Below are 18,479 nucleotides of genomic sequence, written 5' to 3' on the forward strand. Positions count from 1 at the left end.
TCTGTTTGTGTGATGTTATTCTAGCAAAAAAGTGGGAACTTGTCAAAGAAGTCTCCTTGATACAGCTAGACTAACTAGTGAGTCTTGGTTTTATAGTTTCTGTTTTAACTCAACTAAGACATTCATAGCCTGCATAGGTGTCATATTGTAAACATCCAGTTTAGCTAATTCTTCTAGGATAGGATGTTCTTCAGTCGTATCAAAGAGTGAAATCTGTTCTGTGACAGCACTTGTTTGCCTCACGGGAGCAGGACTTTCTGTCCCTTGATTCTCTAACTGAGTCAAAATCTTATCCGCCCTTGCTAAAAGGTCTGCCGGCAAGCCAGCAATCTTGGCAACATGGATACCGTAGGATTTATCAGCTGGCCCTGGTTCAATCTTGTGAAGGAAGGTAACCTGCCCATCCTGTTCCAAAGTTGCCACGTGGACATTGACTAAGTGTTCCAAGCTAGACTCCAGACTAGTCAACTCATGGTAGTGGGTCGCAAAGAGGGTCTTAGCTCCGATGCGCTCATGGATATATTCGATGATAGACTGAGCAAGAGCCATCCCGTCATAAGTTGCAGTTCCACGTCCCAATTCATCAAAGAGAATCAAGGAATTTTTGGTCGCATGCGAAATGGCATTGTTGGCCTCCATCATCTCCACCATAAAGGTTGACTGACCTGAAACCAAGTCATCGGCTGCTCCGATACGGGTAAAGATTGCATCAAAAATCGGTAAATAGGCGCTTTCTGCTGGCACATAAGACCCCATCTGGGCCATAACCGCCGTCATAGCCAGCTGGCGCATGTAGGTAGACTTCCCACTCATGTTTGGCCCTGTAATCAGTTGGATACTGGTATCTTCTGCCATCTGAATCGTATTTGGAATATAGGTCTGAGCCCCCATAACCTTTTCAACGACAGCATGGCGCCCTTTCTGGATATCAATTCGCGAATCATCTCCGAATTCAGGTCGAATCAAATGCTGGGTTTCGGCCACAACTGCTAGACTTTGCAGGACATCAACTGTCGCTATGCCTTGAGCTAAAGCCTGCAAACGCTGGATATACTTGCTGACCTCTTCACGAATACGCATAAAGATTTCGTATTCTAGGTTGGCTGACTTCTCACGCGCCTCCAGCATATCGCCCTCGATACGGGCCAATTCTTCAGTCCCAAAGCGTTCCGAGTTTTTCAGCGTCGCCTTGCGGAAAAAGTGGGCTGGCACATTCCCCAGTTGTGAATTGGTCACATGGAAATAGTAGCCATCCTTTTTATTGTAGTCAATCTTGAGCGTGCTGATACCAGAGTTTTCTCGCTCCTTAGCCTCAATTTCAGCAATCCAACCAGTCCCTTCTCTGAGCACACGACGGTACTTGTCTAAGGTATCGTCAAATCCCGTACGGATAATGCCCCCATCTGTAATCACATGAGGGGCTTCAGGAGCAATCGCTGCGCTAATCAAGCTCTCCAACTCAGGGATTCCATCCAGTTGTTCGATGAGATAAGCTAGAGCAGGTTGCTCCATCCCTTCTAAAATCGCACGAATCCGTGGCACACTAGACAAGGTGGTCGCCAACTGCAAGAGATCCTTGGGATTGGTTTTGCCAAAAGAAACCCGACTAGCCAAACGTTCGATGTCATAAACACCCTTGAGACTGTCTGTCAAATCACTACGCTCAAAGAAATGGCCGAGAAAGACCTGCACTACTTCTTGACGTTGGACGATTCGTTCCTTATCAATCAAAGGACGATGAATCCAAGAACGCAAGAGACGCATGCCCATAGCCGTCTTGGTTTCATCCAAAAGCCAGAAAAGACTGCCTTGCTTCTTGCCTGAACGGGCATTCTCAACCAAATCCAGACTAGCCTTGGTCGCATAATCCATCTGCAAGAAATCTTTAATTTCATAACGGATAACAGGCTTGAGGTGGTTCAATTCCCTCATCTGAGTCCGATGAACATACTGTAGCAGCTTACTGGATGCCGCTTGCTCCACCGTTGCCAATCGCGAATCCAGTAAATGAAGGTCTTCAAAGTTTTCTTTTTCATAAGAGAGCACCAGATTCATCTGGCGGCTGAGGATTTGTTCTTCTTCCTCAGACAAGTCATAACCCAGCACCACTTCTCGCGCCTTGAGATTACGGATTTCCCCACAAACCAGCGTAAAATCCAAAAGACCTGTCACATAAAAATCACCCGTCACCAGGTCCATATAAGCTAGGCCAAATTGATTGCCTTCGCGGTCTATGGCAACCAAAAAATTATTCTGACTGTCTGGCTTACTACTATCGACCACTGTCCCTGGCGTAATGACCTGAACAACCTCTCGTTTCACAACCCCAACTGCTTGTTTAGGATCTTCCATCTGCTCTGCGATAGCCACCTTATAACCCTGCTCAATCAAGACATCAATATACTGTTGGGCAGAATGATAGGGAACACCCGCCATAGGGATCGGATTGTCGGCATTCTTGTTACGACTCGTTAAGGAAATTTCCAGAATCTGCGCAGCATTGACCGCATCCTCATAAAATAATTCATAAAAATCACCCATACGAAAGAGCAAAAACGCATCTGGATATTGCTTTTTAATCTCCACATACTGTTGCATGCCAGGTGATAGCTTTTCTGTCGCCATTGTCCGTCTCTCCTTGTCAAAAATAAGTCTTGAGAGCAACTCCCAAGACCTTACTTATCTTTCATCAAATCTAGCAAACGATCTTCCATGAGTTTGGCAACGTGCTGGTCTCGACAAATAACCAATAAGGTATTGGCACCAGCAACTGTTCCTAAAATCCATTCATCCTTGTTTGCATCTACAATATTTGCCAAAACAGAGGCTTCTCCTAATTTGGTATGAAGTACCAAGGTAAACTCTGCTCTTGCAACACCTTCTAAATGATGAGACAAGAATTCCACCAAATCAATCTTTTCTGTCTCATTTGCTAGTACATAATACACCATATCATTTTTCTTGACCTTGGTCAAGCCGATTTCGCGCAAATCACGAGACAGGGTTGTCTGCGTCACAAAAACATTGTGCGCCTCCAACCGATCTTGAATTTCTTTTTGTGTACTTAATTTCTCCTCAGTAATCATTTTTTTTATTAACTGATGACGATCTCTTTTTCTCATAAAATCCTCTTATGTGAATATTTATAACTATTTTTATAACTATATTATACCAAAAAAATAGGAGATTTCAAAAATTTTTTCTTCTTTCTTTAAAATTGTGATAAAATAGTAGAAAAGTCCAAAAAGGAGCTCTTAATGAATACAAAAGAATTGATTGCTAGCGAATTGGCTAGCGTCATTGATAGCCTGGACCAAGAGGCTATTTTAAATTTACTGGAAACCCCTAAAAACTCAGAAATGGGAGACATTGCTTTCCCTGCTTTTTCACTTGCAAAAGTCGAACGTAAAGCACCTCAAATGATTGCGGCTGAACTGGCTGAAAAGATTAACAGCCAAGCCTTTGAAAAAGTTGTTGCAACAGGACCTTACGTCAACTTTTTCCTTGATAAATCTGCCATTTCTGCTCAAGTGTTGCAAGCTGTTATCACTGAAAAAGAACACTATGCTGACCAAACTATTGGCAAACAAGAAAATGTTGTTATCGACATGTCTAGTCCCAATATCGCTAAGCCATTTTCTATTGGTCACCTACGCTCAACTGTCATCGGAGATAGCTTGTCACATATTTTCCAAAAAATCGGTTATCAAACAGTCAAGGTCAACCACTTGGGAGACTGGGGTAAACAGTTTGGGATGTTGATTGTTGCCTACAAAAAATGGGGCGACGAAGAAGCTGTAAAAGCTCATCCAATCGATGAACTCCTTAAACTCTACGTCCGCATCAATGCTGAGGCTGAAAATGACCCAAGTTTGGATGAAGAAGCACGCGAATGGTTCCGTAAACTTGAAAATGGAGACGAGGAAGCTCTCGCTCTTTGGCAATGGTTCCGTGATGAAAGTTTAGTGGAATTTAACCGCCTTTACAATGAATTGCAAGTCAAATTTGACAGCTACAACGGAGAAGCCTTCTACAATGATAAGATGGATGCAGTTGTAGACATTCTTTCTGAAAAAGGACTTCTTGTTGAGTCAGAAGGTGCCCAAGTTGTCAACCTTGAGAAATATGGAATTGAACATCCCGCCCTCATCAAGAAGTCTGATGGTGCAACTCTCTATATCACACGTGACTTGGCTGCAGCCCTTTACCGTAAAAACGAATACCAATTTGCTAAATCTATCTATGTCGTTGGTCAAGAACAATCTGCCCACTTTAAACAGCTCAAAGCTGTCTTGCAAGAGATGGGCTACGACTGGAGTGACGACATTACTCACGTTCCTTTTGGTCTGGTTACAAAAGAAGGGAAGAAACTCTCTACTCGTAAAGGGAATGTCATCTTGCTAGAGCCTACTGTTACAGAGGCTGTTAGCCGTGCCAAAGCCCAAATTGAAGCAAAAAATCCTGAATTGGAAAATAAAGATCAGGTAGCACATGCTGTTGGGGTTGGAGCCATTAAATTCTATGACCTCAAAACCGACCGTACAAATGGATACGACTTCGACCTAGAAGCTATGGTATCCTTCGAGGGTGAAACTGGACCTTACGTTCAATATGCCTACGCTCGTATCCAATCTATCTTACGTAAAGCCGATTTCAAACCAGAAACAGCTGGCAACTATAGCTTGAATGATACTGAAAGCTGGGAAATCATTAAACTCATTCAAGACTTCCCACGTATTATCAACCGTGCGGCAGATAACTTTGAACCTTCTATCATTGCTAAATTTGCAATTAGCCTGGCTCAATCCTTTAACAAATACTATGCACATACACGTATCTTGGATGAAAGCCCAGAACACGACAGCCGTCTAGCCCTCAGCTACGCAACCGCAGTCGTTCTCAAAGAAGCCCTTCGCTTGCTTGGAGTAGAAGCGCCAGAGAAGATGTAAATCGCCAAAGTTACTTGATTGCAAAGCAATCTAAGTAACTAACGCCAAATCCTATTCGGACTTTGGCTAGGCGCTTCACTAGTTTTAGGACATAAATATGATCGATTTATGTCCTAAAACGAGGAGTTCTTGAAATCGTAAAACCACTTTGAACAAGAGTTACTTCAACCCATTGGCCCCGATGGATAAAGAAGACTTGATAAGAACTCTAGAGTTAGCTCCCCATGTTGAAGGTGGCTATTTTAGACAAACAAAAAAAGCTTCAGACACTATAAACCTTGCTGGTAAGGGAAGGGCGCTTTATACCAGTATTTATTTCTTATTAGAAGAAACGAATCCTTCACATTTTCACCGATTGACAGCAGATGAAATCTGGTATTTTCATGCAGGATCCCCACTTACTGTTCACATGATTACAGCAGATGGTCACTACGAAGTAGTCACTTTAGGCCTGGACATATCCAAAGGGCAACAACTTCACTACTGTGTTCCTAAGGGCACTATTTGGGGATCAACAGTTGATAAGGATTATGCTCTGGTTTCTTGTCTTGTTGCTCCTGGTTTTGAATTTGAGGATTTTGAATTATTTGAAAGGGCAGATCTACTGGCGACCTATCCAGAGCACAAGGAGATGATTGAGCATTTGACCAGATACTAGTCTTGATAAGCAAATTTAATCTAATTTAGCAATGTTAGGATTTCTGATAATTGTGTTATAATGTTACCAATAGGAGATAATAGATGACAAAACAAGTCTTATTAGTGGATGATGAAGAACACATTCTGAAATTGCTTGACTACCATTTAAGTAAGGAAGGCTTTTCTACTCAATTGGTAACAAATGGACGGAAGGCCTTAGCTTTGGCAGAAACAGAACCCTTTGATTTTATCTTGCTTGATATCATGTTACCACAATTAGATGGCATGGAAGTTTGTAAGCGGCTGAGAGCCAAAGGCGTCAAAACTCCAATTATGATGGTTTCTGCGAAAAGTGATGAATTTGATAAGGTTTTGGCCTTGGAATTAGGGGCTGATGACTACCTGACCAAGCCTTTTAGCCCTAGAGAATTGCTGGCGCGTGTCAAGGCTGTCCTCAGGCGAACTAAAGGAGAACAAGAAGGAGATGATTCAGATAATATCGCTGACGATTCTTGGCTATTTGGGACCTTGAAAGTATACCCTGAGCGTCATGAAGTCTACAAGGCGAATAAGTTACTGAGTTTGACCCCAAAAGAATTTGAACTCTTGCTCTATCTTATGAAACATCCCAACATGACACTGACTAGAGAGCGTCTTTTGGAACGTATCTGGGGGTATGACTTTGGGCAGGAAACACGTTTGGTGGACGTTCATATTGGTAAGTTGAGGGAAAAAATTGAAGACAATCCTAAAGCCCCTCAATTTATTCGAACCATTCGGGGTTATGGTTATAAGTTCAAGGAGTTATAGATGAAACACTACCTTCAATTTTGGCTAGTCAATCTAAGTGTTAGCCTCATTCTGATTGCAGGGATGGCATTAACTTGGATCAGTAAAGGCATCGGTCTCTTTCTTCTAGCCCTTTCTTTGGGACTGGGTGGCTACTGGCTCTTTTGCCTTTGGAAATGGGAAGTTGCTTTTGAGACCTTGCACCAACCTCTCTTGACCAGTAGTGAATACTTTTTAGAAAAAGGGCAAGAAGACTTAAAGTCTTTGGCTCAGTATGTGTCTGGCCTAAAAACCAAAGTCTCCCAACAGGATCAGCAATACAAGGACCTAGCCGAAACAATGGAGGTTCTTCTGTCGCACCTAACCATGGGGACGTTTTTAGTTTCCGCTCAAGGTCAGATGTTATTATCCAGTCGCTCTCTGCCTCATTATTTTCCCGATGTGGACGGCGACATAAGTTCACTTGATGACCTCAAACGGATGGATATTCGGAATTTAGTTCACCAAGCCTTTGATCAAAAAACAAGGTTAAAACAAGAAGTAAGTGGGTTTCATGAGGGTGACTTGATTTTAGAAGTGACAGCAGTTCCCGTTTTTAGCCCCACCCAATCTGTGGAAGCTGTGCTCGTCTTGCTATATGATTTAACAACGATTAGAACTTATGAAAAGTTAAATTTAGCCTTTGTCTCAAATGCCTCCCATGAATTGAGGACACCAGTTACTTCGATTAAGGGCTTTGCTGAAACCATTAAGGGGATGTCAGCTGAAGAAGAAGCGCTCAAGGATGACTTTCTAGACATTATTTACAAAGAAAGCTTGCGTCTTGAGCATATTGTTGAGCATCTTCTTACCTTATCTAAGGCTCAACAAATGCCTATACAATGGACGACCCTTTCTTTGGCAGAATTTGTACAGGATTTGACTCAAAGCTTGCAACCTCAGCTCAAGAAGAAGGATTTACAGCTAAAGGTGCAGGTGCCAGATGATGTCACCCTCGTATCAGATAGTCAATTACTTTCCCAAATCTTACTCAATCTTTTATCCAATGCCATCCGTTACACTGAACAAGGGGGGAAAATTGAGGTCAAGACCCAAAAGGTGAACGAAGGCATTAAGATTTCTGTATCAGATACAGGGATTGGTATTAGTCAATTAGAGCAGGATCGTATTTTTGAACGTTTTTACCGAGTTAATAAAGGTCGAAGCAGACAAACTGGTGGCACTGGTCTTGGCCTTGCCATTGTCAAAGAACTCAGTCAATTATTAGGTGGTCAAGTCACGGTGACGAGTCAGCTTGGCAGAGGCAGTTGCTTCACGATTTTTCTTCCTAACCAATCTTTCGCACAGGACTAATAATTTTTAAAACTATTTTTAGGAGCAGCCATTTTTCAAAAGTGGCTTTTTTTGATTCTTTACACAATCTTTACATGAATCAGGGATAAACCTTTACAAAGACTTGTTAGACTATAAATGTAGTAAGCCTACACAAGAAAAATACATAGAGATAAAGGTGATTATTATGAAATTCAAAAAAATGCTTACTCTTGCAGCCATTGGCTTATCAGGATTTGGGCTTGTTGCCTGTGGCAATCAGTCAGCTGCTTCCAAACAGTCAGCTTCAGGAGCGATTGAGGTGATTTCACGAGAAAATGGCTCTGGAACACGGGGTGCCTTCACAGAAATCACAGGGATTCTCAAAAAAGACGGTGATAAAAAAATTGACAACACTGCCAAAACAGCTGTGATTCAAAATAGTACAGAAGGTGTTCTCTCAGCAGTTCAAGGGAATGCTAATGCTATCGGCTACATCTCCTTGGGATCTTTAACGAAATCTGTCAAGGCTTTAGAGATTGATGGTGTCAAGGCTAGTCGAGACACAGTTTTAGATGGTGAATACCCTCTTCAACGTCCCTTCAACATTGTTTGGTCTTCTAATCTTTCCAAGCTAGGTCAAGATTTTATCAGCTTTATCCACTCCAAACAAGGTCAACAAGTGGTCACAGATAATAAATTTATTGAAGCTAAAACCGAAACCACAGAATATACAAGCCAACACTTATCAGGCAAGTTGTCTGTTGTAGGTTCCACTTCAGTATCTTCTTTAATGGAAAAATTAGCAGAAGCTTATAAAAAAGAAAATCCAGAAGTTACGATTGATATTACCTCTAATGGGTCTTCAGCAGGTATTACCGCTGTTAAGGAGAAAACCGCTGATATTGGTATGGTTTCTAGGGAATTAACTCCTGAAGAAGGTAAGAGTCTCACCCATGATGCTATTGCTTTAGACGGTATTGCTGTTGTGGTCAATAATGACAATAAGGCAAGCCAAGTCAGTATGGCTGAACTTGCAGACGTTTTTAGTGGCAAATTAACCATCTGGGACAAGATTAAATAAAATGTTTGCTCCATAAATCTCTAAAGAGATGCAGACGTTTCATCGTACAATAAGATAAAGAAGGCAAGTAGGGAGGTGTCGTATCTCCCTTACTTTCTTCACTAGAAAGGACAAAATGTGACAAAACAAGCCTTCAAGGAAGCAGTTTTTAGGGCAATTTTTTTCATGAGTGCAACAGTAGCTGTTGTAGCTATTTTGCTAATCTGTTTCTTTATTTTTAGTAATGGCTTACCTTTCATGGCTAACTACGGCTTTGCCCGTTTTTTATTAGGCAGTGATTGGTCGCCAACGAACATTCCGGCAAGCTATGGTATTTTACCAATGATCGTTGGTTCCTTATTAATTACCTTAGGAGCGATTGTGATTGGGGTGCCAACAGGCATCTTGACATCGGTGTTTATGGTTTATTATTGTCCAAAGCCCGTCTATGGCTTCTTAAAATCAGCTATCAACTTGATGGCGGCCATTCCATCTATTGTTTATGGTTTTTTCGGCCTACAATTATTGGTGCCTTGGATTAGAAGCTTTTTAGGAAATGGCATGAGTGTCCTAACCGCTTCGTTACTATTAGGAATAATGATTTTGCCAACCATTATCAGTTTGTCAGAATCTGCTATCCGAACAGTTCCCAAAACGTATTATTCTGGTAGCTTGGCTCTAGGAGCTAGTCATGAACGGAGTATTTTTAGTGTCATCTTGCCAGCTGCGAGATCTGGTATTTTATCAGCAGTTATTTTAGGAATCGGTCGCGCAGTAGGTGAAACCATGGCAGTTATTTTGGTGGCAGGCAACCAGCCAATTATTCCAAGTGGACTCTTTTCAGGAACCAGAACCTTAACAACCAATATTGTTCTGGAGATGGCTTACGCATCAGGTCAGCATAGGGAAGCCCTTATTGCAACCTCAGCAGTTCTCTTTTTCCTTATTCTCTTGATTAATGCCTACTTTGCCTACTTGAAAGGAAAATCATCTTATGAGTAAATACCTGCTAAAACTTCTCGTTTATTGTTTTTCAGCTTTAACCTTTGGCTCTCTCTTTTTAATCATTGGTTTTATCCTCATCAAAGGCTTACCTCATCTAAGTCTATCCCTCTTTTCTTGGACTTATACTTCTGAGAACATTTCCCTTATGCCAGCGATTATTTCCACCGTTATTCTGGTCTTTGGTGCTCTTCTTTTAGCCTTGCCCATAGGGATTTTTGCTGGTTTTTATCTTGTGGAATATACAAAAAAAGATTCCCTTTGTGTTAAAATCATGCGATTGGCCTCAGATACCTTGTCTGGGATTCCTTCCATTGTTTTTGGTCTGTTTGGCATGCTCTTCTTTGTAGTCTTCTTAGGTTTTCAATACTCTCTGTTATCAGGAATCTTAACCTCAGTCATCATGGTGTTGCCAGTCATTATTCGCTCAACAGAAGAAGCCCTTTTATCTGTTAGTGATAGCATGCGTCAAGCAAGTTATGGACTTGGGGCAGGTAAGTTACGGACTGTTTTTAGAATTGTTCTACCAGTTGCCATGCCAGGTATTTTAGCTGGAGTGATACTAGCTATTGGCCGTATCGTTGGTGAGACAGCTGCCCTCATGTATACATTAGGTACCTCTACCAATACGCCAAGTAGTCTCATGTCTTCAGGTCGTTCTCTAGCCCTGCATATGTATATGCTGTCAAGTGAGGGGCTACATGTCAATGAAGCCTATGCTACCGGTGTGATTTTGATTATTACTGTTTTAATGATAAATACTCTATCAAGCTTATTATCTCGAAAACTTGTGAAAGGAGCTTCCTAGTATGGGAACATTTTCAGTCAGACACCTAGACTTATTTTACGGGGACTTTCAAGCCTTAAAAAATATTTCGATTCAATTACCAGAAAGACAGATTACTGCCTTGATAGGCCCATCTGGTTGTGGTAAATCAACTTTTCTAAAAACCCTTAATCGGATGAACGATTTGGTTCCTTCTTGCCATATTGAAGGCCAAGTCCTCTTAGATGAGCAAGATATTTATAGTAGCAAATTCAACCTTAATCAGCTACGTAAGCGTGTAGGGATGGTTTTTCAACAGCCTAATCCCTTTGCCATGTCTATCTATGATAACGTGGCTTATGGCCCAAGGACACATGGTATTCGAGACAAAAAACAATTAGATGCCTTAGTGGAAAAATCTTTAAAAGGGGCAGCCATTTGGGACGAAGTCAAAGATAATCTTAAAAAGAGTGCCATGTCCTTATCAGGCGGTCAGCAGCAACGCCTTTGCATTGCGCGAGCTTTAGCAGTAGAACCTGATATTCTGTTAATGGATGAGCCGACTTCAGCCTTAGACCCTATCTCCACTTTAAAAATTGAAGACCTCATTCAGCAACTAAAAAAGGATTATACGATTATCATTGTTACCCATAACATGCAACAAGCTTCACGTATTTCAGATAAAACTGCTTTTTTCTTAACAGGAGAAATTTGCGAATTTGGAGATACCGTTGACGTGTTTACCAATCCAAAAGATCAGCGCACAGAAGACTATATTTCAGGACGGTTCGGATAAGGAAGGAAAAACCTATGAGAAATCAATTTGATTTAGAATTGCATGAATTAGAACAATCCTTTTTAGGACTAGGACAACTTGTCCTTGAAACAGCTTCAAAAGCCTTACTGGCCTTAGCCTCCAAAGACAAGGAGATGGCAGAGCTAATTATCAATAAGGATCATGCTATCAACCAAGGTCAAAGCGCTATCGAATTGACCTGTGCCCGTTTGTTGGCCTTGCAGCAGCCACAAGTGTCTGACCTTCGATTTGTGATTAGCATCATGTCTTCTTGTTCAGACCTTGAACGTATGGGAGACCATATGGCAGGCATTGCTAAAGCTGTTTTGCAACTAAAAGAAAATCAACTAGCCCCTGACGAAGAACAGTTACACCAAATGGGTAAATTATCCCTCAGCATGCTAGCCGATTTATTGGTTGCCTTTCCTTTGCACCAAGCCTCAAAAGCTATTAGTATTGCTCAAAAAGATGAACAGATTGACCAATATTATTATGCCTTATCAAAGGAAATCATTGGACTTATGAAAGACCAAGAAACCTCAATTCCCAATGGAACTCAATACCTTTATATCATAGGGCATCTGGAACGCTTCGCTGATTACATTGCTAACATTTGTGAACGCCTAGTCTACCTAGAAACAGGAGAACTAGTGGATTTGAATTAATTCAACTAATCCTTAAAAGAGAAGAGTACGATTAAGTGCTCTTTTTTATGGTTGTAAAAAAGTTCATTTGACCAATTTAAGCAGTGTAGATAGTGAGGAGCTGTTTCAATTCTATCGTGAACGAGGGAATGCTGAAAACTTTATCAAAGAAAGGAAAGCAGGATTCTTTGGGGATAAGACAGATAGTTCGACCATGATTAAGAATGAAGTACGTATGATGATGGGCTGTCTGGCTTATAATCTCTACCTCTTTTTAAAGCAGCTAGCTGGTGATGAAGTAAAGGCCTTGACTATCAAGCGTTTTCGACCTCTCTTCCTTCATATTGCCGGAAAATATGTCTCTACTGCTAGACGACATATTCTCAAATTCTCAAGTCTATATTCCTATTCAAAACAGTTTCAAGCCTTATTTGATACAATCTGCCAGATAAATCTGATACTCCCTGTTCCATATAGAGCTAGAGGGCAGGGGAAAACATGCCTAACAGAATAAGTCACCTTATTTTAAAAATCGAGCATCAAACCAAAGGAGGAGTCTGCCCTTTTTTAGGAAAAAATCAAGACAAATCTCCTCAATCATGTCTCGAACATCAGAAATTAAGCAAAATCACCAGAAGGACAGTATTTCAACTAGCTTTTCTGGTAATTTTTGAACTGTGTAGTTCGTTAGTGCCAGATATGAATAATTTGGGATGATAAATCTTTCTTCCTCAGGTAGCCTATCATAATACTCTTCAAAAATCTTAGCAAAAACACTCTCTTTCTTTTGGGCGATAGTTTCATCTTCGTATGTAGGAGTCCTCATCAAGAAATACTTCAATTCTAGGTATTCCTTATCCAACTCTATATAACTTGGCATCAACTTGTAATCTTCAACCCCCAAACGTTCAGCGATATATTTTAACTTTGTTAGTGTTGGTCTGGATTCTCCATTTTCAATTCTAATTAATTGACGGATACTTCATTCAGACTCATCACCACAAAATTCTGAACGACTGATTTTTTTAGCCAAACGTAATCTTTTAATTTTTTCGCCAAACTCTCGCAACCTACAAGAACCTCCTGAGTTGTTTACCTCTATTATAAGCATATACTGAATCAAACTATCTATCAGATTTCTTCTCACTTTAACTAAAGACTGAGAGTTTAATACTAGCCCCGGTTTTTGTGTATTTTTGAAGTCACAAAGACACCACTTCCCAGCAATGCAAGTGCAAAATCCTCTAGAATATGATAGAATAATGGAAAGGACTCTATTAAGGAGGAAATCATGAAAAAACAAACCGTCGCCGTCTTGGGGCCTGGTTCCTGGGGAACTGCCCTTTCACAAGTCTTAAATGACAATGGACACGAGGTACGTATTTGGGGAAACATTCCCGAACAAATCAATGAAATTAATACCTATCATACTAACAAACACTACTTTAAAGATGTCGTTCTAGATAAAAATATCATTGCCTACACCGACTTAGCAGAGGCACTGAGAGATGTGGATGCGATTTTGTTTGTTGTCCCAACAAAAGTGACACGACTTGTTGCCCAACAAGTTGCACAAACATTGGACCATAAGGCTATCATCATGCACGCATCAAAGGGATTAGAACCTGATAGCCATAAACGATTATCAACCATCCTTGAAGAAGAAATTCCTGAACATCTCCGTAGTGATATTGTCGTTGTTTCAGGCCCTAGTCATGCAGAAGAGACCATTGTACGTGACCTGACTTTAATTACTGCTGCTTCTAAAGATTTACAAACAGCTCAATACGTTCAGGAGCTATTTAGTAATCACTACTTCCGACTTTATACCAATACGGATGTTATCGGGGTCGAAACCGCTGGTGCTCTCAAAAATATTATCGCTGTCGGTGCCGGAGCTTTACATGGTTTGGGATTTGGTGACAACGCTAAGGCAGCCATCATCGCTCGAGGCTTGGCAGAAATCACCCGCCTAGGGGTAGCACTCGGGGCTAATCCACTGACCTATAGCGGCTTATCTGGTGTGGGAGATTTGATCGTAACAGGAACCTCCATCCACTCTCGTAACTGGAGAGCCGGAGATGCTCTTGGTCGTGGAGAATCCCTAGCTGATATCGAAGCCAATATGGGCATGGTGATTGAAGGAATTTCAACGACTCGAGCAGCCTATGAGCTAGCGCAAGAACTTGGAGTCTATATGCCGATTACGCATGCCATTTACCAAGTTATTTACCAAGGAACCAATATCAAAGATGCCATTTATAATATCATGAACAATGAATTTAAAGCAGAAAATGAGTGGTCTTAACCCTCTAGAGAAAGGATTCTTATGGCACTGAAAGTTAGAAAAGCAGTCATTCCTGCCGCTGGACTAGGAACTCGATTTTTACCAGCAACCAAGGCCCTTGCCAAAGAAATGTTGCCAATTGTAGACAAACCAACTATCCAGTTTATCGTGGAAGAGGCTCTCAAATCAGGTATTGAAGATATTCTGGTTGTCACTGGTAAGTCAAAACGTTCTATTGAGGACCACTTTGATTCAAATTTTGAGCTTGAGTACAACCTCAAAGAAAAAGGTAAAACAGATCTGTTAAAATTAGTAGATGAAGCAACTGGCATGCGCCTTCATTTCATCCGCCAAACTCACCCTCGTGGTCTTGGAGATGCTGTCCTACAAGCCAAAGCTTTTGTGGGGAATGAGCCCTTCGTTGTTATGCTGGGCGATGACCTTATGGACATCACAGATGAGAATGCCGTTCCTTTGACAAAACAACTGATGAAGGATTACGAGCGGACACACGCATCAACCATTGCTGTCATGCCCGTACCACACGAAGACGTTTCATCATATGGAGTCATTGCTCCTCAAGGTGAAGGAATCAACGGACTCTATAGCGTTGAAACTTTCGTTGAAAAACCAGCGACCGAAGATGCACCAAGTGATTTTGCAATCATCGGTCGCTATCTACTCACACCTGAGATTTTTGATATCCTCGAAAAGCAAGCTCCTGGTGCTGGAAATGAAATCCAACTTACTGATGCTATTGATACGCTCAATAAAACACAGCGTGTTTTTGCCCGTGAATTTACAGGAGCTCGTTACGACGTTGGGGATAAGTTTGGATTTATGAAAACATCTATTGACTACGCCCTCAAACATCCACAAGTCAAAGATGACTTAAAAGATTACCTCATCCAACTGGGAAAAGAATTGGCTGAGAAGGAATAATACTCTTCGAAAATCTCTTCAAACCACGTTAGCTTCACCTTGCCGTACTCAAGTATAGCCTGCGGTTAGCTTCCTAGTTTGCTCTTTGATTTTCATTGAGTATAAAATAAAAAAAGATAAGGTTCAAAAAATGCCTTATCTTTTTTCATTTCACAAATTTTCATCCCATTCCCTTGTAGAGAAGTAAGACTGCGAGTCCTACGAACAAGACTAACGCTCCTAATCTCTGGCTGGCACTATACATCCGTCTTTCTCCTCGAACTGGAAAGATAACTGCTAGAAATGCGCCACCTACTGCACCACCGATATGGCCTGCTAGGCTGATTCCTGGAATCAGAACACTTCCAATAATGTTAATCACAAAAAGTGTCAGATAGGATTGACCCAACTGCTGGATATAAGGATTGCGAGTTGCATAGCGAAGAACAATAATGGCAGCAAATAGTCCGTAAAGAGAGGTGGATGCGCCTGCTGCTAAGGATTTGGGACTAAACTCAAAAACAAAGAGATTGCCCATCATTCCTGATAAGAGATAGAGAAAGAAAAACTGCTTAGAACCGAAAATCTCCTCTACTTGCCTACCAAGATAATAGAGAGAAAGCATATTAACAATGAAATGCTCCCACCCAATATGAACAAAAATGGCAGAAAAGAGACGCCAAATCTGCTCAGGAAAGAGGCGAATGACAGGCCCATACATAGCTCCAAATCGAAATAGGGTATCTGCCCTGTAAAAGTTTCCTCCTGTGGTCACCAACATTAGTAGAAATACCAAGGCCGTCACTAAGAGAAAGAAACTCGTCACAGGGTAACGCCTATCAAAGATTTCCTTCATCAATCAGAACCTCCTGAACAGGAATATCATGCTTTTCAGGACTAAAGTCCTGAACTTGATAATGATAAACCGTACTCAAAGTATGACCAGTAAACTGTTCCAGATAGCGGTCATAATAGCCTCCGCCATAGCCAATCCGATAGCCTTCCATCGTAAAAGCCAGCCCTGGAACATGAATCAAATCAATTTGAGAGGCATCTACCACTTCCAAATCTCCCTGTGGTTCCAGTAATCCAAAGGAAGTTTTTACCAACTGCTGTGGATCATAGACCACAAAGTCCATGCGCCCCTTGGGATATGTTTTGGGTATCAGAACCTTCTTGCCATCCTTCAGCGCCTGCTCAATCAGTTCCTGCGTTTGAAACTCATGAGGAAAAGAGAGGTAGGTTGCGATGACCTTGGCTTCTTGGTAGAAGGGATGGTGTAAAAGCCGCTCGGTTAAAGCTTGGTCTATAGCCTGTTTTTGCTCTTGAGATATAGCCTTCATTTCATGCAAGACTTGCTTGCGTAATTCCGATTTCATAGACAAGCCCTCTATTCTGCTGCCTTCTTTTTCAGGAAACTAGACACCGCAGCCACCCCAATAGCTAAGACTTCTTCCTTAGGACTCATTTGAGGGTGATGAAGAGCGTAGGGACTATCGATACCTAGCCAAAACATCACGCCATCAACCTTTGAAAGGAGATAACCAAAGTCCTCGCCTGTCATAGCAGGTTCGATATCAATCAACTCGATTCCGTCTTTTTCGTCAAAGAAGTCCATCAGTTCACGCGCCAAGGCTGGATTGTTCTCAACAGGTAGGTATCCACCTTGTTTGAGTTCCACATCAACTTCCATACCAAAGGCTGCTGCAACTCCTTCTGCAACTGTTTTGACCCGCTTTTGCACCAAGAGACTCATGTCCTGTGTCAAGGCCCGAATAGTTCCATGCAAAAAGGCTGTGTCTGTGATGACATTGTTTGTTGTTCCAGCCTGGAAAACTCCAAAGGTCACCACTGCTCCCTCGATTGGGTTAACATTGCGGCTGACAACTGACTGCACCTGAGTCACAAAGTAACTAGCCGCCACCAAGGCGTCATTAGCTTCATGTGGAAAGGCTGCATGTCCTCCTTTACCTTTGAAACGAATCTTCACCTCACAGGTCCCTGCAAAGAGTGTATGAGTATTGGTCGCAATCTGTCCAACCTTCAGATCTGGTCGCACATGGAGCCCATAAAACTGGTCTGGCAACCAGTCTCCAAAAGCGCCATCCTCATACATAAGCATGCCACCAGCTTCATTTTCTTCAGCAGGTTGAAACAGAAAGAGCAGATTATTCTTTGGTTGCTCCTCAAGGGCGCGCTCTAGACAGCCTAAGGCAATAGTCATATGAAAATCATGTCCACAAGCATGCATGCGACCTTGATGCTGAGAAGCAAAAGGAAGGCCTGTTTGTTCGACGATAGGCAGGCCATCAATATCTGTTCTCCAACCAATGGTACGCTCTGGCTGACTTCCCTGCAAATAAACCAAAATCCCTGTCCGCCAAGTACGAACTTGAACAAAATTCTTGCCCGCAGTCAATTTCTCAATCACATCTAGCAAATAAGCATGAGTCTTGAACTCCTCCAAGCCAATCTCTGGAATCTGGTGCAAATCTCGTCTAGTCTGAATCAAATCTAACATCTATCTATCCTCCTATATAGCAGAAAGAGGCTGGAAAAAGGGTCCCGCCTCTATTTTTCTTTTACAAATTACAAGGTACGAAGCGCATCCTCTAGCGCTGTTTTTTGTTGAGTTTGGGCATCAATCTCTTTGATAATGCGAGCTGGAACACCTGCTACTACTACATTTTCTGGAACATCTTGGGTAACGATAGCTCCTGCTGCGACAACTGAACCACTACCGATTTGGACTCCTTCGATAACCACTGCATTGGCACCGATAAGAACATTGTCTCCAACACGGACTGGTTCTGCGCTAGCTGGCTCAATCACACCTGCTAAAACTGCACCTGCACCAACGTGGCTGTTTTTCCCAACGATGGCACGGCCACCAAGGATAGCCCCCATGTCAATCATGGTTCCTGCACCGATTTCAGCACCGATATTGATAACAGCTCCCATCATGATAACAGCATTGTCACCAATTTCTACCTGGTCACGGATAATAGCGCCTGGCTCGATACGAGCGTTGATAGCACGTTTATCTAGCAAAGGAACTGCAGAATTGCGAGCATCTTGCTCAACAACATAGTCTTGATTTTCTACCAAACCATTGAGAAGCGGAGCCACGTCCTTCCAGTCTCCAAATAAAACATTCCCTAGTCTAACAACCGAGCTAGGTACAGCAGTTGCGAGTTGTCCCTCAAAAGTTACTTTCACACTGGTTTTCTTCTCAGCATTAGCGATAAATTGGATAATTTCTTGAGCATTCATTTTTGTAGCAGTCATAAAAAAACCTCTCATTCTTTATAA

Annotated in this window: 18 protein-coding genes and 1 pseudogene; 12 read left to right on the forward strand and 7 right to left on the reverse strand. The window is 41.8% G+C overall.

The window, feature by feature from the left end:
• Positions 1-90: 90 nt before the first annotated feature.
• Positions 91-2,625: a DNA mismatch repair protein MutS gene (gene mutS / locus SPPN_RS10415; RefSeq protein WP_000179943.1), complete on the reverse strand. Its 2,535-nt coding sequence runs from the start codon at positions 2,623-2,625 to the stop codon at positions 91-93.
• A gap of 50 nt (positions 2,626-2,675) precedes the next feature.
• Entirely contained in the window at positions 2,676-3,122 is a 447-nt protein-coding gene (gene argR, locus SPPN_RS10420) for an arginine repressor (RefSeq protein ID WP_001231476.1), read from the reverse strand.
• A 135-nt stretch (positions 3,123-3,257) separates the two neighbouring features.
• Here argR and argS point away from each other — a divergent pair, with 135 nt between their 5' ends.
• The 10 genes and pseudogenes from argS to SPPN_RS10470 all read left to right on the forward strand — a co-directional run.
• The gene (gene argS / locus SPPN_RS10425; RefSeq protein WP_001092727.1) at positions 3,258-4,949 is read left to right on the forward strand and encodes an arginine--tRNA ligase; all 1,692 of its coding nucleotides are present in this window, start codon (positions 3,258-3,260) and stop codon (positions 4,947-4,949) included.
• Positions 4,950-5,130: 181 nt separating this feature from the next.
• The gene (locus SPPN_RS10430) at positions 5,131-5,607 is read left to right on the forward strand and encodes a cupin domain-containing protein (RefSeq protein ID WP_044012301.1); all 477 of its coding nucleotides are present in this window, start codon (positions 5,131-5,133) and stop codon (positions 5,605-5,607) included.
• Between the two features lie 83 nt (positions 5,608-5,690).
• A complete protein-coding gene (locus SPPN_RS10435) occupies positions 5,691-6,398 on the forward strand; it encodes a response regulator transcription factor (RefSeq protein ID WP_000166475.1) in 708 nt (235 codons plus the stop codon).
• The gene (gene pnpS, locus SPPN_RS10440; RefSeq protein WP_000683619.1) at positions 6,399-7,730 is read left to right on the forward strand and encodes a two-component system histidine kinase PnpS; all 1,332 of its coding nucleotides are present in this window, start codon (positions 6,399-6,401) and stop codon (positions 7,728-7,730) included.
• 166 nt (positions 7,731-7,896) lie between these two features.
• Entirely contained in the window at positions 7,897-8,772 is an 876-nt protein-coding gene (locus tag SPPN_RS10445) for a substrate-binding domain-containing protein (protein WP_000669491.1), read from the forward strand.
• A 117-nt stretch (positions 8,773-8,889) separates the two neighbouring features.
• Entirely contained in the window at positions 8,890-9,753 is an 864-nt protein-coding gene (pstC, locus tag SPPN_RS10450) for a phosphate ABC transporter permease subunit PstC (protein ID WP_000165892.1), read from the forward strand.
• Positions 9,746-10,561, forward strand: a complete 816-nt coding sequence (gene pstA, locus SPPN_RS10455; protein ID WP_000049768.1) for a phosphate ABC transporter permease PstA — start codon at positions 9,746-9,748, stop codon at positions 10,559-10,561. The genes pstC and pstA overlap by 8 nt, the downstream gene beginning before the upstream one ends.
• Position 10,562: 1 nt before the next feature.
• Entirely contained in the window at positions 10,563-11,315 is a 753-nt protein-coding gene (pstB, locus tag SPPN_RS10460; RefSeq protein WP_000536446.1) for a phosphate ABC transporter ATP-binding protein PstB, read from the forward strand.
• Positions 11,316-11,329: 14 nt separating this feature from the next.
• The gene (phoU, locus tag SPPN_RS10465; protein WP_001245781.1) at positions 11,330-11,980 is read left to right on the forward strand and encodes a phosphate signaling complex protein PhoU; all 651 of its coding nucleotides are present in this window, start codon (positions 11,330-11,332) and stop codon (positions 11,978-11,980) included.
• A 40-nt stretch (positions 11,981-12,020) separates the two neighbouring features.
• Positions 12,021-12,473, forward strand: a pseudogene (locus SPPN_RS10470) (transposase); the annotation flags it as partial.
• 114 nt (positions 12,474-12,587) lie between these two features.
• Here the strand turns inward: SPPN_RS10470 and SPPN_RS14080 are convergent.
• Positions 12,588-12,839, reverse strand: coding sequence for an arginyl-tRNA synthetase (locus tag SPPN_RS14080; protein ID WP_078374308.1), 252 nt, complete (start codon positions 12,837-12,839; stop codon positions 12,588-12,590).
• Positions 12,840-13,250: 411 nt separating this feature from the next.
• Between SPPN_RS14080 and SPPN_RS10480 the strand changes: the two genes are divergently transcribed.
• Positions 13,251-14,267, forward strand: coding sequence for an NAD(P)H-dependent glycerol-3-phosphate dehydrogenase (locus tag SPPN_RS10480; protein ID WP_000745043.1), 1,017 nt, complete (start codon positions 13,251-13,253; stop codon positions 14,265-14,267).
• A gap of 21 nt (positions 14,268-14,288) precedes the next feature.
• Entirely contained in the window at positions 14,289-15,188 is a 900-nt protein-coding gene (gene galU, locus SPPN_RS10485) for a UTP--glucose-1-phosphate uridylyltransferase GalU (RefSeq protein WP_001185620.1), read from the forward strand.
• A 160-nt stretch (positions 15,189-15,348) separates the two neighbouring features.
• Here the strand turns inward: galU and SPPN_RS10490 are convergent, their stop codons facing one another.
• The 4 genes from SPPN_RS10490 to dapD form a co-directional block, all read right to left on the reverse strand.
• A complete protein-coding gene (locus SPPN_RS10490; protein ID WP_000658505.1) occupies positions 15,349-16,023 on the reverse strand; it encodes a rhomboid family intramembrane serine protease in 675 nt (224 codons plus the stop codon).
• Entirely contained in the window at positions 16,007-16,546 is a 540-nt protein-coding gene (locus tag SPPN_RS10495; RefSeq protein WP_000834304.1) for a 5-formyltetrahydrofolate cyclo-ligase, read from the reverse strand. The genes SPPN_RS10490 and SPPN_RS10495 overlap by 17 nt, the downstream gene beginning before the upstream one ends.
• Before the next feature lie 11 nt (positions 16,547-16,557).
• Complete coding sequence (locus SPPN_RS10500) at positions 16,558-17,688, reverse strand: N-acetyldiaminopimelate deacetylase (protein ID WP_000885082.1); 1,131 nt, start codon at positions 17,686-17,688, stop codon at positions 16,558-16,560.
• A 68-nt stretch (positions 17,689-17,756) separates the two neighbouring features.
• Entirely contained in the window at positions 17,757-18,455 is a 699-nt protein-coding gene (dapD, locus tag SPPN_RS10505; RefSeq protein ID WP_000127477.1) for a 2,3,4,5-tetrahydropyridine-2,6-dicarboxylate N-acetyltransferase, read from the reverse strand.
• Positions 18,456-18,479 lie beyond the last annotated feature (24 nt).

This window comes from Streptococcus pseudopneumoniae IS7493 (genome assembly GCF_000221985.1).
Taxonomy (GTDB): Bacteria; Bacillota; Bacilli; order Lactobacillales; family Streptococcaceae; genus Streptococcus; species Streptococcus pseudopneumoniae.

Excerpts from the sequence above, each read along its gene's own strand:
- mutS (WP_000179943.1), bottom strand. The coding sequence starts at position 2,625 with ATGGCGACAGAAAAGCTATCACCTGGCATGCAACAGTATGTGGAGATT.
- argR (WP_001231476.1), bottom strand. The coding sequence starts at position 3,122 with ATGAGAAAAAGAGATCGTCATCAGTTAATAAAAAAAATGATTACTGAG.
- argS (WP_001092727.1), top strand. The coding sequence starts at position 3,258 with ATGAATACAAAAGAATTGATTGCTAGCGAATTGGCTAGCGTCATTGAT.
- SPPN_RS10430 (WP_044012301.1), top strand. The coding sequence starts at position 5,131 with ATGGATAAAGAAGACTTGATAAGAACTCTAGAGTTAGCTCCCCATGTT.
- SPPN_RS10435 (WP_000166475.1), top strand. The coding sequence starts at position 5,691 with ATGACAAAACAAGTCTTATTAGTGGATGATGAAGAACACATTCTGAAA.
- pnpS (WP_000683619.1), top strand. The coding sequence starts at position 6,399 with ATGAAACACTACCTTCAATTTTGGCTAGTCAATCTAAGTGTTAGCCTC.
- SPPN_RS10445 (WP_000669491.1), top strand. The coding sequence starts at position 7,897 with ATGAAATTCAAAAAAATGCTTACTCTTGCAGCCATTGGCTTATCAGGA.
- pstA (WP_000049768.1), top strand. The coding sequence starts at position 9,746 with ATGAGTAAATACCTGCTAAAACTTCTCGTTTATTGTTTTTCAGCTTTA.
- pstB (WP_000536446.1), top strand. The coding sequence starts at position 10,563 with ATGGGAACATTTTCAGTCAGACACCTAGACTTATTTTACGGGGACTTT.
- phoU (WP_001245781.1), top strand. The coding sequence starts at position 11,330 with ATGAGAAATCAATTTGATTTAGAATTGCATGAATTAGAACAATCCTTT.
- SPPN_RS14080 (WP_078374308.1), bottom strand. The coding sequence starts at position 12,839 with ATGCCAAGTTATATAGAGTTGGATAAGGAATACCTAGAATTGAAGTAT.
- SPPN_RS10480 (WP_000745043.1), top strand. The coding sequence starts at position 13,251 with ATGAAAAAACAAACCGTCGCCGTCTTGGGGCCTGGTTCCTGGGGAACT.
- galU (WP_001185620.1), top strand. The coding sequence starts at position 14,289 with ATGGCACTGAAAGTTAGAAAAGCAGTCATTCCTGCCGCTGGACTAGGA.
- SPPN_RS10490 (WP_000658505.1), bottom strand. The coding sequence starts at position 16,023 with ATGAAGGAAATCTTTGATAGGCGTTACCCTGTGACGAGTTTCTTTCTC.
- SPPN_RS10495 (WP_000834304.1), bottom strand. The coding sequence starts at position 16,546 with ATGAAATCGGAATTACGCAAGCAAGTCTTGCATGAAATGAAGGCTATA.
- SPPN_RS10500 (WP_000885082.1), bottom strand. The coding sequence starts at position 17,688 with ATGTTAGATTTGATTCAGACTAGACGAGATTTGCACCAGATTCCAGAG.
- dapD (WP_000127477.1), bottom strand. The coding sequence starts at position 18,455 with ATGACTGCTACAAAAATGAATGCTCAAGAAATTATCCAATTTATCGCT.